The following is a 14,572-nucleotide window of genomic DNA, read 5'->3' on the forward strand; positions in this document are numbered from 1 at the left end:
ATTGCTGGGGCGAGTTGTTTGCTTGGCGTTCTGGCAAGCGGTGGGAGGTGGCGGAAGGTCTTGCGGGGCCCGCTCCGCGGCGGCCGCGCGGGCGGCCTGGCGGAGCTTACGCGGTGTCTTGCGGCACGCGTTGGCGCTGCGCGCTTCGCTCTGGATTGCTGTGGGCTGCGCGGTGTCAGTAACCGCGCTGCGGGTCGTAGATGTTGGGTAGGGGCTCGCCGCGCTCATTGGCTGCGATCAGCAGGGCGGTGTGGCGGGCGCGTTCTTTGCGGTCGGGGATTGCGGCGCAGTGGGGGGTGATGGTGATTTTTGGGTGGGTCCACAGCGGGGAGTCTTCTTGCAAGGGTTCTTGTTCGAAGACGTCCAGGATGGCCTGGTCCAGATGGCCGCTGTCCAGCGCGTCCAGGATGTCCTGGGTGACCATGTGGGCGCCGCGGCCGGCGTTGATGAGGCTGGCGCCTTTTGGGAGCTGGGAGAGCGTCGTGCGGTTGAGGATGCCGCGCGTCGTTTCGGTGGCGGGCAGGAGGCAGACGAGGAGGTCGGTGTTGGCGAGGAAGTCGGCGAACTGGTCCTGGCCTGCGTAGGACGGCATGCCGGGGAGCTTGCTGGCGCCGCGGGACCAGCCGCTGACGGGAAAGCCTGCGCGGGACAGGAGTTGCGCTGAGGCGACGCCAAGGTGGCCGAGGCCCATGATGCCGACGCGCACGTCGGCGGCGACGCGCAGGGAGTCGAAGAATTCCCAGTGGCGGCGGGCCTGGTTGTCGGTGATGCGTTTGACGTTGCGCGTGATCATGAGGGCGCTGGTGAGCACGTACTCGGCCATTTCGGTCTGCGTGCGCGCGGTGACCATGCGGGCGATGGGCAGGTGGCGCGGCAGGGCGGGGTCGGCGAGGATGTGGTCGACGCCGGCGCCGGCGCTGACGATGAGTTTCAGGTTGGGGAACGTGGCCAGGCGGCCGGCGTCGGGGGCCCAGACGAGGGCGTAGTCGATGGTGGCGGGGTCGGGGTCTTCGTGCCAGCCGACGACGTCCAGTTCCGGCGCGAACGCGCGGAAATGCGCGCGCCATTCTTCTGTCGCCTGTGGGCCGCCGGAATTGATGATGAGGCGCATGCGTGTCCTTGCTGCTGGAAGGCCGGCGCGGCGCGCCTGCGGGTTGTCCACAGGACGCCGCGCGTTGGCCTCAACGTTCGACCGTGCGGTTCCAGCGGGCGTTGAAGGCGGGCCGGGCCGCGTTGATCTGGTCCCAATCCAGGATCTTAGCGTTGGCCATGTAGCCTTGGAAGCGCTTGAGCGTCTCGGCGTTGTCGGCGGACGCCTGGACGTTCTTGTTGGACGGGAAGTGGCCGCCCATTTCCAGCGCCTTGGCCTGGGCCTTGGCGGACAAGAGGTACAGCGCGAGCTTTTGCGCGAGTTCGGGTTCGCTGTTCTTGGCGATGACGCATTCGCCGACCATGAGGATGACGGAGCCTTCCTTGGGCTGGGCGTATTCCACCGGGATGTCGCGCTTTTTCAGGCGGGCGATGGCGGTGGGGGTGAGCGGGAAGATGGCGGCCTCGTCGGACTGGATCATCTCGGCCAGTTTGGCGGAGTTGGGAATGTACTCGAGCACGTTGGGGCCGATGGTGGAGGGCCACTTCTTGAAGCCGGGCTCGTAGTTCTGGTCGTTGCCGCCTTCGATACGGTTGAACATCAGGAAGCCGTGCAGGCCGAAGGTGCTGCCGGAAGCAGACTGGAAGACGACCTTGCCCTTGTACTTGGGATCGGCCAGGTCCAGCCACGAGGTCGGCGGCGTCCAGCCGTTCTTCTGGAAGAGGCGGGTGTTGTAGCCCAGGCCGGTCATGCCGATGTCGATGCCGGCGGCCATGCGGTCTTTCATCAGGGCGGTGGGATACAGCTCTTTCAGGACGGGGTCGTCGTTGAGCTGTTCGCACAGGCCCATCGAGATCGCGCGGGCCATGATGCCGTCATCCAGGAACATGACGTGCATTTGGGGATTGTCCTTGTAGGCCTGCGCCTTGGCGAGCACGTCGGTCGAGGTGCCGGGCACGACGACGATCTTGACGTTGTTGGCCTTCTCGAAGTCCGGGAACACGTGCTGCGTGAAGGCGCGTTCCATGTCGCCGCCGTTCATGCCGACGTACAACGTCTTTTGCTGCGCCATTGCGCCGGCGGACAGCAATGCCAGCACCGCCGCGCCCAACAGGCGCTTCCCCTTGGTCAGGCGCTGCGCGCCCTGTTTCTTGTGCATCATGGTGACTCCAGCGTTTGCTCACGAAGACTTTCAGGCCGGGCCGCGGCGCCGTGAGCGGCGGGCGCGTACCGTTCAATGCGGAAGGCATCGATGGGAATGGAGGATCGGCCGTGCACGACCAGTTCGGACAGGACTTCGCCGACGGCCGGGCCGATCTGAAAGCCCGCGCCGGACAGGCCGAAGGCATGAAAGAGACCGGGCACGGTGGCGCTGGGTCCGAGCACGGGATTGTGGTCGGGCATGTTGCCTTCCACCCCCGTCCAGAAGCGGATGACCTGCGCGCCTCGCAGCACGGGCAGCAGCGTTGCCGCATTGGCCATCAGCGCGCCAAGGTTGTCGCGCCCCGGGCGGGCATAGTCAGGATCTGCCGAGACGCCGCGCCCGCCGCCGATGACGCAGTTGCCCCGCGCGACCTGGCGCGCGTAGATGCCGCCGCCCTGCATGCCCAGGCTGACGTCCATGAACAGCGGCAGGGGTTCGGTCACCATCATCAGGGGATGAATGGAGGTTTCGGGCACGGGTTCGCCAAAGCCTTCGGCGAAGCGGCCGGCCCAGGCGCCCGCGCAATTGAGCAGCATGCGCGCGCGCACTTCAAGCGTATCGCCGGCGCGCACGATGAAACGTGTGCCGTCGTGCGTGGCTGAGGTGACGCGCACGCCTTCGCGGACGTCGGCGCCCAGCGCGGCCGCGGCACGGCCAAACGCCGGGGACACGAGCCGAGGGTTGGCGTGGCCGTCCTGCGGGCAGAACGAGCCGCCCACCACGCCCTGGCCCAGCCAGCCGAAGCGCCGCGCCAGCGCGCGGCGGTCCAGGATTTGAAGATCCATGCCAAAGCCGCGCGTGCTGTCGCGATAGGCCTGCAGCAACGCCAGGTCGGCGTCGGAGCAGGCCAGCTTCAAATGTCCGGAGCGCACGTACTCGCCGTCGATGCCGATCAGCTCGGGCAGCTTGCCCCACAGCTCATGCGCGCGCCGCGCGAGCGGCAGCTGTTCAACGCCGCGGCCCTGCCGCCGCACGCCGCCGTAGTTGACGCCGCTGGCCTTGGCGCCGCACAGCGCCGCTTCCAGCAGCACCACGGGCACGCCCCGGCGGCGCAGGAACAGCGCGGCGCTGCCGCCAACGATGCCGCCGCCGATGATCGCGACTTCGGTGTCGATGCGTTCCATCATGCGGCCCTTTTCGCGGGCCGTTCCAGGCATACCACGTGGACCGGGATGGGTTTGACCGGCGGCTGGTTGCGCAGCCGGCCCACTGCGCGCGGCGCGCAGCCCACGGCGTGGGCCAGGACTTCCGCGCCGGCAACGCCGCACATGCGGCCCTGGCAACGGCCCATGCCCACGCGCGTCAGCGCTTTCAGGCGATTCATCTCCCGCACGCCGTTCTCGTGCACGGCCTGGCGGATGGTGCCGGCGGTGACTTCCTCGCAGCGGCAGACGACGGTGTCGTCGGCGATGCCGGCGACCCAGTCCTCAGGAAACGGGAAGGCGCGTTCCAGCGCGTCGCGCACGCGGCCGTTGGCCGCCAGTTGCGATTCCAGCACGCGCGCGCGGCGCGCGTCGTGCGGATGCCCGGTGTCTTCAAGCAGCGCCAGCGCCGCGCGTTCGCCCGCCAGTTCGGCGGCGTCGGCGCCGCCGATGCCTGCGCCATCGCCGGCGACGTAGACGCCCGTCACGCTGCTGCGGCCAGCGGCGTCGCGCCGCGGGATCCAGTTGCGGTCACGTTCGTTGAATTCAAAGTCGCAGCCGATCAGGCTGGCAAGCTGGGTTTCGGGCCGCAGCGACAGGCCAAAGCCAACCGCATCGCAATCCAGCGTGTGCGTGCGTTCACCCTGCCGGTACGACAGACCCGTGACTCGGCCCGTGCCCGCGACGGCCACGGGCCGCACGCCGCTGCGCAGCGGCACACCGTGCGCGCGCAGCCACGCCATGTAGTAAAGGCCCTTGGCCAGCAGCGCGGGCGCGCGCAGCATGCCGGGCAGCGCGGCGGCGCGGTCGGCAAAGCGGGACGTGTCCAGCACGGCTGCGACTTGCGCGCCCGCCTTGGCGTATTGGTAGGCCACCAGATACAGCAGAGGGCCGGTGCCCATGAACGCGACGCGCGAACCGATGCCGCATCCCTGGTGCTTGAGCGCCACCTGCGATCCGCCCAGCGTGTAGACGCCGGGCGTCAGCCAGCCGGGAAACGGCAGCACGCGGTCGGTGGCGCCGGTGGCAAGGATGAGGTGAGTGTAGGGCACGGTGGTGCTGACGCCGTCACGCAGCACGTCCAGCGTCCTGCCCTCGGCGTTCCAGACGAGACAGCCGGGGCGGTACTCCACGCTGCCCTGCAACGCCTGCATGGTCCGGTGCACGGCGTCGGCCTTGCGGTGTTCAAAGCCGTACAGCGCGGACTTGGGCCGCGAGAAGCCGGGCGGCGGCTGCCGGTAGATCTGGCCGCCAGGCCGCAGGCCTTCGTCCAGGATCACGGGCCGCAGGCCTTGCGCGGCCAGCGTCTGGGCCGCGCGGATGCCGGCCGGACCCGCACCGACGATCACGGGCATCACGGCGGTCATGGCGTGTCGTCCTCGGGCCAGGCGGCGGCCGACAGCGTGCCGGGCGCGGCTGCCGGCGCCAGCGCGGCGCTCTGCAGCCGCATGCCGGGCTCGATATACGTGGAACAGGCGCGCACGCGCTCGCCGTTTTCAAGCTGCACCCAGCAGTCTTGGCAGGCGCCCATCATGCAGAAGCCGGCGCGCGGCCCGCCCCCGAATTCCGAGACGCGCAGGCGCTCGCCCTGCGTCAGGACGGCGGTCAGGACCGTGTCGCCGGCCAGCGCCGTGCAGGGCTGTCCGTCGAACGTGAAGGTCAACGCGGGCCGGCCGGTTTCGGCCAGGCGTTTCAGAATTGCCATGGCGCGCGCGGCTCCTTTGCGGCTGTCGGCAGCGATTTCATTTCTGGCCCACCAGGACGCGGTCCAGTCCGTACACCCGATCCAGCAGAAGCATGGTCACGGCCGTCAGCGCGATCACCAGCGCGGACACGGCGGCCATCATGGGATCGATGGATTCTGTGGCGTACATGTACATGCGCACGGGCAGCGTGATGGTCGACGGCGCGGTGATGAACACCGACATGGTCAGTTCGTCGAAGCTGTTGATGAATGCCAGCAGCCAGCCGCCGGATACCCCAGGAATGATGAGCGGCAGGGTCACCGTAAAGAACACCGTGGCGCGGCTGGCGCCCAGCGACAGCGCGGCGTGCTCGATGGACCGGTCAAAGCCGACCAGCGCGCCGATCACCAGGCGCATGACGTATGGCGTGATGACGACCACGTGGCTGGCGACCAGCCACGGAAAGCTGCCGGCCATGCCCATCAGCGCAAAGAAACGCAACAGCGCCACGCCCAGCACCAGGTGCGGGATCATGAGCGGCGACAGGAACAGGCCGTTGAGCACGTCGCGCCCGGGAAAGCGGTAGCGCGTGATGGCGATGGCCGCGGGCACGGCCAGGCACACGGCAATGCTGGCCGACAGGAACGCGAGCCACAGGCTGTTCTTGAACGCCTGCATGAAGTTGGGATGATCGAATACCGCGTAAAACCAGCGCAGCGAGAAGCTTGTGGTGGGCACGGTAAGCGTCGAGTCCGGCGTGAACGCCACCAGGCACACGATGACCAGCGGCGCCAGCACGAAGGCCACCACCAGGAAGTTGAACGCCAGCGCGAAAGGACCGTTCTTCTGCATGTTCGATTCCTTGCGCGGCTCAGCCCAGGCTGCGGCGGTAAGAGCGTTCGACGACGCGGTTGTACGCCATCATGACGATCACGTTCACGATCAGCAGCACGATCGCGATGGCCGCGCCCAGCGGCCAGTTCAGCTCGGTCAGGAACTCGTCGTACACGACCGTCGCCACCATCTTCAGGCGACGTCCGCCCAGCAGCGCGGGAATCGCAAACGAGCTGGCCGACAGGCCGAAGACGATGAGGCTGCCCGACAGGATGCCCGGCATTGCCTGCGGCAGCACGATGCGCGTCAGCGTCTGAAAGCGCGAGGCGTTCAGCGACAGCGCCGCATGCTCGACAGTGGGGTCCAGCTTCTGCAGCGACGTCCAGACGGGGATCACCATGAAGGGCAGCATGACGTGCACGAGGCCGATGATGACAGCGGTGGGCGTGTAGAGCAGCGTTCCCAGTCCCAATGCGGCTGCCGCCTTGCCCAGCGGTCCGCCCGGGCCCAGCAGCATGCTCCAGCCGAACGCGCGCACCACCAGCGAGATCAGCAGCGGCGACAGCACCACCAGAAGGAAGATCGAGCGCCAGGGCTTGCCCATGCGCGAGAGGATGTAGGCTTCGGGCGCGCCGATCAGCACGCAGATCAGCGTGGTGACGCCGGCAATCCAGAAGGTGCGCCAGAAGATCTCGATGAAATAGCTGTCCGTGACCACCGCCAGGTAGTGTTCGAGCGTGTGGCCCGGCTGGATGCCCGCGGCGTAATCGAACGGCCGGAAGGACAAGACGAACGTCAGCGCCAGCGGCGTGAGCACCAGCGTCAGGAACACGAGCGCCAGCGGGATCGATCCCAGGATGGCGAGCAGGCCGTCGTTGCGCGGCTTGGGCAGGCTGGCGGCAGCGCCGCGTTGCGTGAGCGTCGCCATGTCAGTCCGCCGCCACCGCCGCGGCGGGCGCGCGCAGCACGCGCAGCACGCCGTCCGCCCAGTCCAGCCCGATGGCTTCGCCGTCGTCGTGCGGACGGCGGCCGTCGTTGGGCGTCAGGATGGTCAGCGCCCCCACGGGCGAATCCAGGTCGTACATCCACTGGCTGCCCAGGAAGTAGCGCGTGTTGACCACACAGGCAAGCTTGCCTTGCCCGGACGGCACCGGCACCAGCTTTTCGGGCCGCAGCGACAACTGCACGCTGTCGCCGTGGCGCAGGCCTTCGCCGTCGACCAGGAGACTCAACGCGCCGGTCTGGACTTCTGCCTGCGCGCCGCAGCGCGTCACGCGTCCGGCGAGCAGATTGGTCTTGCCCACGAAGCGCGAGATGAACTCGGTTTGCGGGTGCTCGTACATGCGATAGGGTGCGTCCACCTGCGTGGCGCGGCCGTCCTGCATGACCACGACGCGATCGCTGATGGACAGGGCTTCGGCCTGGTCGTGCGTGACCATGACGGTCGTGGTGCCGATCTTGCGTTGGATGCTGCGCAGTTCGAACTGCATGTCCTCGCGCAGCTTGGCGTCCAGGTTGGACAGCGGCTCGTCCAGCAGCAGCACGGGCGGGCGGATCACCAGCGCGCGCGCCAGCGCCACGCGTTGCCGCTGGCCGCCCGACAGTTCGCGCGGGAACCGGTCCGCATGCTTGTCCAGCTTGACCAGCGCCAGCGCCTCGCGCACGCGGTCCTGGCGCTCGGCGCGTTCGACCTTGCGCATCTTCAGGCCGAAGGCGACGTTGTCGGTCACGGTCAGGTGCGGGAACAGCGCGTAGCTCTGGAAGACGATGCCCAGGCCGCGTGTGTTGGGCTTGGCGTGCGTGATGTCGCGCCCGTCCAGCGTGATGGTGCCGCAGGTCACGTCGGCAAAGCCGGCAATCATCTGCAGCGTGGTGGTCTTGCCGCAACCGGAGGGGCCAAGCAGGGAGACGAACTCGCCCTTGTCGACCGACAGGTTCAGGTCCGAGACGACACGCAGGTCGCCATAGTTCTTGGAGACGTTGTCCAGCCGCAGAAATGCCATGTTCCACACCCCGTGACCCATCCGGGCCTTGCGCCGCCGGGGGGTTTGACTTCACCCCAGCTGCTTGATCGATGGGGGCAGTCTAGGAGCCGCAAAAATGCAGGGCAATTAGGGTTTTCCGAAGAATCGAATTTTTTATCTAGTAATTCCGTTAGACTGAATTTCTTGATAAAAATGCATCTGACTATTTTGATTATCGGAACTGAAGAATGAAGAAATCAGAAGCTTCGGAGGATTTCGCAGGCCAGGGCGTGCTGCAGCGGGCGTTCGCGGTGCTGCGCGTGCTGGCCGACGCCAAGGGCGAAAAGCTGCGCCTGACGGATATCGCCGCCCGCACGGGGCAGGCGCAGGCCACGGTGCATCGGGTGCTGCAAGGGCTAATGCAGGAGGGCGTGGTGGAGCAGCCGGCGCAAAGCAAGGGGTATCAGCTCAGCGTCGCCTTCTTTTCGCTGGCCGCAGCCGCCGGCACCCACCAGTCCAGCCTGCGCACCCTGTACCGCCCCGCCATGCTGCGGCTGTCCGGCATGCTCAACGACACCATTTTTCTGCTGGTGCGCAGCGGCTTTGACGCCGTCTGCGTCGACCGCGTGGATGGCGCATTTCCGGTGCGCTCGCACACGGGCGACATCGGCGGGCGCGTGCCGCTCGGCATGGGACAGGGCGGCCTGGTGCTGCTGGCCAGCCTGCCCGAGGCCGAGCGCGAAGAGGTCATGCGCTTTAACATTCCGCGCCTGCATCATCTGGGCTTCGTGGACGAGATCTCGATGCGCGTACGCATCAAGGAATGCCTGGAACTGCGCTACGCGCGCAGCCAGGGGCAGGGCGTGTTTCCCAACATCGCCGGGCTGGCCGTGCCGGTCTACGATCCCAACGGCGTCACGGTCGCGGCGCTGAGCGTGGCGGCGCCCATCGAACGCATCAGCGATGAACGCCTGCCGCTGATCGTGGAAATGCTGCGGCGCGAGGCCGACGCGGTGGGCGCGCAGATCAATCCCTTCGATCCCGCGTTGCGCCGGCCCAGCCAGTTTCTGGGCACCGGCAACGGGACGTAGCCAGCGCCGGCATCGGCGCATAAAAAAACCCGGACACGCTGGCGGTCCGGGTTTTTGTCCTGCGCGTCTGCAATCAGGTCGGGTACGTGCCCGGCAGCAGGATGCTGCGGTCGCCAGGCTCGATCGTGCGGCGGCCGCACAGCGCCATCGTCGTGTCCATTTCCTTGTACAGGATCTCCAGCACGCGGGTCACGCCGGCCTGGCCATACGCGCCCAGGCCATACAGGAAGGCGCGGCCGATCATCGTGCCGCGCGCGCCCAGCGCCACGGCCTTCAGGATGTCCTGGCCGGAGCGGATGCCGCCGTCCATCCACACCTCGATCTTCGAACCCACGGCATCGGCAATGGCAGGCAAGGCCGCGATGGACGACATGGCGCCGTCCAGCTGGCGTCCGCCGTGATTGCTGACGATGAGCGCGTCGGCGCCGCTGTTGGCGGCAAGTTGCGCGTCTTCGACGTCAAGAATGCCCTTGATGATGAGCTTGCCGCCCCAACGCTGCTTGATCCATTCCACGTCGTCCCAGCTCAGGCGCGGATCGAATTGCTCGGCCGTCCAGGACGACAGCGACGACAGGTCGCTCACGCCCTTGGCGTGGCCGACGATATTGCCGAAGGTGCGGCGCTTCGTGCCCAACATGCCCATGCACCAGCGCGGCTTGGTCGCCAGGTTGATGAGGTTGCGCAGCGTGGGCTTGGGCGGCGTCGACAGGCCGTTCTTGATGTCCTTGTGGCGTTGGCCCAGGATCTGCAGGTCCAGCGTCAGCACCAGCGCCGAGCAGCCGGCGGCCTTGGCGCGGTCGATCAGGTTGCCGACGAACTCGCGGTCGCGCATCACGTACAGCTGGAACCAGAACGGCTTGCCGGTGGCCTGCGCCACGTCTTCCAGCGAGCAGATGCTCATCGTGGACAGCGTGAAGGGCACGCCGAAATCGGCGGCGGCCTTGGCAGCCAGGATCTCGCCGTCGGCGTGTTGCATGCCGGTCAGGCCGGTGGGGGAAATCGCCAGCGGCATCACCACATCCTGGCCCACCATCGTGGTGCGCAGCGACCGGCCTTCCATGTTCACCGCCACGCGCTGGCGCAGCTTGATCTTGTGAAAGTCGCTTTCATTCGCGCGGTAGGTGCCTTCTGTCCAGGCGCCGGAATCGGCGTAGTCATAGAACATGCGCGGCACGCGCTTCTGCGCGACGACGCGCAAATCTTCGATGCAGGTGATCGTAGAAAGGTTAGCGGTCATAGTGTCTGTGGAGTGATAGGGGGGCGCCAGCGCCGCCCAGTATACGCGCCGAGGCCGGCAAGCGTCGCTTGCCGGCCCCGTTCGCCCCCCTGCGCAAAGACTCTACGGTCCCTGCACGCCCAGCCTTAGCGCGGCCACACCTTGGTGACCGCGCGGATGGTCGCCCATGCGACCCAGCGCGGGCTGGTCAGCCGCGCGCCTGGCAGCCGGCGCATCACGTCCACCGCCAGCCCGCCGCGCTTGTGCCATTGCTTCTTGCGCGTCTGGCTGTCGGTCCAGCGGCCCTCCAGCCATGGGAATTCGCGGCGCCCGGGCTTATAGACCGGCGGCGTGTTGTAGATCAGGATGTACGCCAGCCGCGGCGTCTGCGAGGTGTTGGGCCCCGTGAAGTGCAGCGTGCGCGCGTCGTGCACCGTGATGCCGCCCGGATCGAGCGGCTCGGCCACGGCCTGTTCGCGCGGAAAATCGCCGCAGCATTCCAGCGGATGCAGGCTCTTGTCGCCTCCCGGCGAACGGTGCTCCAGCACGTCCCATTTGTTCGAACCCGGCAGGAACTGCATGCAGCCGTTCTCGACGGTGGCCGGCTGCAGCGCCAGCCAGATGCTCAATTCGTTGTAGACGAAGTCCGGCGAACGGAACGCTTCGTCCTGATGCCACGGCGTCTCTGGTCCGTGCGGGCCGGGCTTGAGCAACGCGTGCTCGCCATAGAGCGCCGCCTGCGGGCCCAGCAGCTGCCGCGCCAGTTCCAGCGTGCGTTCGTGGTAAACCGTCTTCAACAGGCCCGGGGCATAATGGCGCGGATCATGCAGACTGGGAAACTTGGCGGGCTTGGTCGGGTCGTCGCGGCTGACGAAGTCATACTGCGCGCCCTCGTTGTAACCCGTCTTGTTCGCGAACAAGTCCAGCAGCGTCCTGCGGATGTAGCCGACCTCATCCTGAGGGCACATGTCCTTCAAGGCCAGGTAGCCCTGATCCCTGTAGCGCGCTGTCTCGGCATCCGACAACAAACTGGTCTCTTCCATAATGGCTTCTCCAAGCTCTCGGTAATGGGTATTTCTAAGCTGGCACGTTTTGACATGTGCTCTAACGTATCGCTTCGAAGCCCGCCGGGCCTATAGACCATCCGCTGTAGCCGATTCCGCCTACGTATCTCGTGCGTGGCGGCGCATCATCCGAAGGAAAAACCATGCAAGACCCTAAGGCCGATTCCCATATCGAAACCGTCCACGTCACCGTCAGCGGCACGGTCCAAGGCGTGGGATACCGTCACGCGACGGTGCGGCGCGCCCACATGCTGGGCGCGAAGGGTTGGGTGCAGAACATGCTGGACGGCACGGTCGAAGCGCTGGTTCAGGGCACGCCCGACCAGGTGGACCATATGCTGGAATGGCTGCGGCGCGGTCCGCCCGGCGCGTCCGTGCAGGAAATCATCACGCGACGGGAGTACACCGATAAGCGTTACATCCGCTTCGAACAACTTTGAACAGCGCCGCCCTAGCCGGCACGATGTAATCCGGCCGGACGAGACGGCCATGCCGCAAGGGCTGACGGCGTCAGCGCGAGCGCATCCAGCGTCCGCCGACCTGGTTGATGACCAGCCCGGCCAGCACGCAGGCAGCGCCCAGCCATTGCAGCGGTTGCAGGCGCTCGCCGAAGGCCATGGACGCGGCCCACAGCCCCACCACCGGCACCAGCAGCGAGAACGGCGCAACCTTTGCGGCGGGGTGCCGCGACAGCAGCTGCGTCCACAACGTGTAGGCCAGCAACGTCGCCAGCACCGCCAGGTACAGCACCGATAGCGCCTCGCCCCAGCCGATGCCGGTCACCATGCCCACCACCGGCTCCCAGCCGTCGATCAGCACGGCCAGCGCCAGGAAGGGCAGCACCGGCGCGGCGCTGCTCCAGGCAATGAATGCGAAGGGGTCGTAGCCGGGCGCCTTGCGGCTGGCCAGCCGCACGATCATGTTCGACACCGCCCACATGAACGCGGCGCCAAGCGTCAGCACAAAGCCCAGCATCGTCATCTGCCCGGGCCCTTCGCCGCGCCCCCCGGCAATGACGGCCAGACCCATCGCCGCCACGCCAAGACCGAACCAGTGATGCCGCCGCGCCCGTTCATGCAGGACCGGCGCGGCCAGCAGCAGCGTGAAGAACGCCTGGGTCTGGATGACGAGCGAGGCCATGCCGGCGGGCATGCCGAAGTTCAACGCCGTAAACAGCAGGCCAAACTGGCCCAGCCCCTGGACCAGCCCGTAGGCCGCGACCCAGTGCCACGGCAGCCGCGGCATGCGCACGAAAAGGATCAGGGGGAAGGCCGCCAGCGCGAATCGCAACGCGCCCAGCATCATGGGAGACAGGCCCCGCATGCCGACCTTCATGACGACGAAATTCAGGCCCCAGATGACCACCACCGCAAGGGCGCAGAAATAGTCTTTTCGGGAAAGATGAGTGGGGGTCGACATGCGGGGCATTATCGCATCGCCCACCCCAAAGCCGGCTGAATCAGCGCGCGTCCAGCACCGCGGCAAACGCCTGGACGGCCGCATCGATATCGGCATCGCCGATGTGCCGATGCGTGACGCAACGCAGCCGTGTGCGGCCCCAGGGGCGCGTCAGCACACCTTGCGCCTGCAGGGCCGAGACCCACTGCGCGTTGGTCATGCCGGTATCCGCGGTCTCGACCTGCACGATGTTGGTCTGCGGCACCGTGGCCGTCAGCGCCGGGGCCAGTTTGTTGATGCCGTCGCTCAGGCGGCGCGCCCGCACGTGGTCTTCGGCCAGCCGGCCGCTCATGTGCTGCACGCCCTCCAGGCCCGCGGCGGCCATGATGCCGGATTGGCGCTGTGTGCCGCCCAGCATGCGGCGCAGCGAGCGCGCCTTGGCCACCACCGCCTGGCTGCCGGCCAGCACCGCGCCCACCGGCGCGCTCAGGCCCTTGGACAGGCACAGGGACACCGTATCGGTGTGGCGGGTGATCTCGCTGGCCGGCACGCCCAGCGCCACGGCCGCGTTGAACAGCCGCGCCCCGTCCAGGTGCACCGGCACGCCGCCCGCGCGCGCCATGCCGTATACAGCCTGCATGTGGTCCAGCGGCAGCACGGTGCCGCCCGCGTTGTTGTGGGACGTCTCCATCGCCACCAGCGCGGTCTTGAGCCGGTGCCCGCCGGTCAGCAGGGCGTCCTCGAGCCGGTTCAGGTCCATCGCGCCCGCGGTGCCCGGCACGCCTTGATAGAACAGTCCCGTGAACGTGGCCGCGCCGCGTTCGGACGTGTACATGTGGGCGGTCGATTCCAGCGCCACCTGCTCGCTGCGCTGCGTCTGCGCCAGCACGGCCAGCAGGTTGGCCATCGTGCAGCTTGGCACGAACAGGCCCGCTTCCTTGCCCAGGCTGGCCGCCACACAGGCTTCCAGCTCGCGCACGGTGGGGTCGCCGTCCAGGCCGTCATCGCCGATGGGGGCGGTGCGCATCCGCTCGTACATGGCCGCGGTCGGGTGGGTGACCGTGTCGCTGCGCAGGTCGACGGGCGGTGGGGGAGGTTCGGCGGGAGTCCGCTGGGTCATGGCGTTCAGTGCTGCAGAATTTTGGAAAGAAACTGGCGCGTGCGCGGGGCACGTTCCTCGACGTTGCCGAAGAACTGCTCCTTCTGGCAGTCCTCGACGATCTTGCCGCTGTCCATGAAGATCACACGGTCGGCGACGCGGCGCGCGAATCCCATCTCGTGGGTCACCACCATCATGGTCATGCCTTCGCCCGCCAGGTCGGTCATCACGTCCAGCACCTCGTTGACCATCTCGGGGTCCAGCGCCGACGTGGGTTCGTCAAACAGCATCACGACCGGGTCCATCGACAGCGCGCGCGCAATCGCCACGCGCTGTTGCTGGCCGCCCGACAGTTCGCCAGGATGCTTGTCCTTGTGCGCCGACAGGCCCACGCGCTCGAGCAGGGCAAGCGCACGCTGGCGCGCTTCGTCCTTGCCGCGCTTGAGCACCTTGATCTGGCCCAGGCACAGGTTTTCCGTCACCGACAGGTGCGGGAACAGCTCGAAGTGCTGGAACACCATTCCGGCCACGGCGCGCAGCTTGGGCAGGTTGGTGCGCGGATCGCCCACGGACACGCCGTTGACCACGATCTCGCCCTTCTGGAAGGGCTCGAGCGCGTTCACGGTCTTGATGAGCGTCGACTTGCCCGATCCCGACGGACCGCACACCACCACGACCTCGCCGCGGCGCACCGTGGTCGAGCATTCGTCCAGCACCTGGAAGTCGCCGTACCACTTGCTGACCTGGCGGATCTCGATCATCGGAGGATTGGAAGAGAGTTGCAT

General features: G+C 67.4%; 15 protein-coding genes. 2 read left to right on the forward strand and 13 right to left on the reverse strand.

What is annotated here, in order from left to right:
* Positions 1-175 precede the first annotated feature (175 nt).
* The 8 genes from FBY20_RS10875 to FBY20_RS10910 form a co-directional block, all read right to left on the reverse strand.
* Positions 176-1,111 (reverse strand): glyoxylate/hydroxypyruvate reductase A, encoded by a 936-nt coding sequence (locus FBY20_RS10875; RefSeq protein ID WP_142052093.1) that lies wholly within the window; start codon positions 1,109-1,111, stop codon positions 176-178.
* 70 nt (positions 1,112-1,181) lie between these two features.
* Positions 1,182-2,252, reverse strand: coding sequence for an ABC transporter substrate-binding protein (locus FBY20_RS10880; protein WP_056327663.1), 1,071 nt, complete (start codon positions 2,250-2,252; stop codon positions 1,182-1,184).
* The gene (locus tag FBY20_RS10885) at positions 2,249-3,421 is read right to left on the reverse strand and encodes an FAD-binding oxidoreductase (RefSeq protein WP_142052096.1); all 1,173 of its coding nucleotides are present in this window, start codon (positions 3,419-3,421) and stop codon (positions 2,249-2,251) included. Before FBY20_RS10885 ends, FBY20_RS10880 begins: the two co-directional genes overlap by 4 nt.
* Positions 3,418-4,803 carry an NAD(P)/FAD-dependent oxidoreductase gene (locus FBY20_RS10890; protein WP_142052099.1) on the reverse strand — a complete coding sequence of 462 codons (1,386 nt, stop codon included), beginning with the start codon at positions 4,801-4,803 and terminating at the stop codon, positions 3,418-3,420. Before FBY20_RS10890 ends, FBY20_RS10885 begins: the two co-directional genes overlap by 4 nt.
* Complete coding sequence (locus tag FBY20_RS10895; protein ID WP_142052102.1) at positions 4,800-5,141, reverse strand: (2Fe-2S)-binding protein; 342 nt, start codon at positions 5,139-5,141, stop codon at positions 4,800-4,802. Before FBY20_RS10895 ends, FBY20_RS10890 begins: the two co-directional genes overlap by 4 nt.
* A 37-nt stretch (positions 5,142-5,178) precedes the next feature.
* Positions 5,179-5,973 carry an ABC transporter permease gene (locus FBY20_RS10900; RefSeq protein ID WP_062839314.1) on the reverse strand — a complete coding sequence of 265 codons (795 nt, stop codon included), beginning with the start codon at positions 5,971-5,973 and terminating at the stop codon, positions 5,179-5,181.
* A 19-nt stretch (positions 5,974-5,992) separates the two neighbouring features.
* Positions 5,993-6,883, reverse strand: a complete 891-nt coding sequence (locus FBY20_RS10905) for an ABC transporter permease (RefSeq protein ID WP_142052105.1) — start codon at positions 6,881-6,883, stop codon at positions 5,993-5,995.
* Position 6,884: 1 nt separating this feature from the next.
* Positions 6,885-7,958 carry an ABC transporter ATP-binding protein gene (locus FBY20_RS10910; protein WP_062839312.1) on the reverse strand — a complete coding sequence of 358 codons (1,074 nt, stop codon included), beginning with the start codon at positions 7,956-7,958 and terminating at the stop codon, positions 6,885-6,887.
* 209 nt (positions 7,959-8,167) lie between these two features.
* On the opposite strand from FBY20_RS10910, the gene FBY20_RS10915 reads away from it, so the two are divergent.
* Positions 8,168-9,010, forward strand: coding sequence for an IclR family transcriptional regulator (locus FBY20_RS10915; protein WP_142052108.1), 843 nt, complete (start codon positions 8,168-8,170; stop codon positions 9,008-9,010).
* Positions 9,011-9,083: 73 nt separating this feature from the next.
* Here the strand turns inward: FBY20_RS10915 and FBY20_RS10920 are convergent, their stop codons facing one another.
* Positions 9,084-10,247, reverse strand: a complete 1,164-nt coding sequence (locus FBY20_RS10920) for an alpha-hydroxy acid oxidase (protein WP_056327655.1) — start codon at positions 10,245-10,247, stop codon at positions 9,084-9,086.
* Between the two features lie 125 nt (positions 10,248-10,372).
* Complete coding sequence (locus FBY20_RS10925; RefSeq protein WP_128829683.1) at positions 10,373-11,269, reverse strand: phytanoyl-CoA dioxygenase family protein; 897 nt, start codon at positions 11,267-11,269, stop codon at positions 10,373-10,375.
* Between the two features lie 164 nt (positions 11,270-11,433).
* Between FBY20_RS10925 and FBY20_RS10930 the strand changes: the two genes are divergently transcribed.
* Positions 11,434-11,730, forward strand: coding sequence for an acylphosphatase (locus tag FBY20_RS10930; RefSeq protein WP_056327653.1), 297 nt, complete (start codon positions 11,434-11,436; stop codon positions 11,728-11,730).
* Between the two features lie 70 nt (positions 11,731-11,800).
* Here the strand turns inward: FBY20_RS10930 and FBY20_RS10935 are convergent, their stop codons facing one another.
* The 3 genes from FBY20_RS10935 to FBY20_RS10945 are packed head-to-tail and all read right to left on the reverse strand — an operon-like array spanning position 11,801 to position 14,548.
* Positions 11,801-12,709 (reverse strand): EamA family transporter, encoded by a 909-nt coding sequence (locus tag FBY20_RS10935; protein WP_056327652.1) that lies wholly within the window; start codon positions 12,707-12,709, stop codon positions 11,801-11,803.
* 40 nt (positions 12,710-12,749) lie between these two features.
* On the reverse strand, positions 12,750-13,808 hold the full coding sequence (locus tag FBY20_RS10940; RefSeq protein ID WP_142052111.1) for a low specificity L-threonine aldolase: 1,059 nt from the start codon (positions 13,806-13,808) through the stop codon (positions 12,750-12,752).
* A gap of 5 nt (positions 13,809-13,813) precedes the next feature.
* On the reverse strand, positions 13,814-14,548 hold the full coding sequence (locus tag FBY20_RS10945) for an amino acid ABC transporter ATP-binding protein (protein ID WP_142055896.1): 735 nt from the start codon (positions 14,546-14,548) through the stop codon (positions 13,814-13,816).
* Positions 14,549-14,572 lie beyond the last annotated feature (24 nt).

The sequence above is a fragment of the Achromobacter sp. SLBN-14 genome (assembly GCF_006715415.1).
GTDB classification, from domain to species: Bacteria; Pseudomonadota; Gammaproteobacteria; order Burkholderiales; family Burkholderiaceae_B; genus Achromobacter; species Achromobacter mucicolens.

Coding starts and splice junctions, on each gene's coding strand:
- FBY20_RS10875 (WP_142052093.1), bottom strand. CDS start 1,111: ATGCGCCTCATCATCAATTCCGGCGGCCCACAGGCGACAGAAGAATGG.
- FBY20_RS10880 (WP_056327663.1), bottom strand. CDS start 2,252: ATGATGCACAAGAAACAGGGCGCGCAGCGCCTGACCAAGGGGAAGCGC.
- FBY20_RS10885 (WP_142052096.1), bottom strand. CDS start 3,421: ATGATGGAACGCATCGACACCGAAGTCGCGATCATCGGCGGCGGCATC.
- FBY20_RS10890 (WP_142052099.1), bottom strand. CDS start 4,803: ATGACCGCCGTGATGCCCGTGATCGTCGGTGCGGGTCCGGCCGGCATC.
- FBY20_RS10895 (WP_142052102.1), bottom strand. CDS start 5,141: ATGGCAATTCTGAAACGCCTGGCCGAAACCGGCCGGCCCGCGTTGACC.
- FBY20_RS10900 (WP_062839314.1), bottom strand. CDS start 5,973: ATGCAGAAGAACGGTCCTTTCGCGCTGGCGTTCAACTTCCTGGTGGTG.
- FBY20_RS10905 (WP_142052105.1), bottom strand. CDS start 6,883: ATGGCGACGCTCACGCAACGCGGCGCTGCCGCCAGCCTGCCCAAGCCG.
- FBY20_RS10910 (WP_062839312.1), bottom strand. CDS start 7,958: ATGGCATTTCTGCGGCTGGACAACGTCTCCAAGAACTATGGCGACCTG.
- FBY20_RS10915 (WP_142052108.1), top strand. CDS start 8,168: ATGAAGAAATCAGAAGCTTCGGAGGATTTCGCAGGCCAGGGCGTGCTG.
- FBY20_RS10920 (WP_056327655.1), bottom strand. CDS start 10,247: ATGACCGCTAACCTTTCTACGATCACCTGCATCGAAGATTTGCGCGTC.
- FBY20_RS10925 (WP_128829683.1), bottom strand. CDS start 11,269: ATGGAAGAGACCAGTTTGTTGTCGGATGCCGAGACAGCGCGCTACAGG.
- FBY20_RS10930 (WP_056327653.1), top strand. CDS start 11,434: ATGCAAGACCCTAAGGCCGATTCCCATATCGAAACCGTCCACGTCACC.
- FBY20_RS10935 (WP_056327652.1), bottom strand. CDS start 12,709: ATGTCGACCCCCACTCATCTTTCCCGAAAAGACTATTTCTGCGCCCTT.
- FBY20_RS10940 (WP_142052111.1), bottom strand. CDS start 13,808: ATGACCCAGCGGACTCCCGCCGAACCTCCCCCACCGCCCGTCGACCTG.
- FBY20_RS10945 (WP_142055896.1), bottom strand. CDS start 14,548: ATGATCGAGATCCGCCAGGTCAGCAAGTGGTACGGCGACTTCCAGGTG.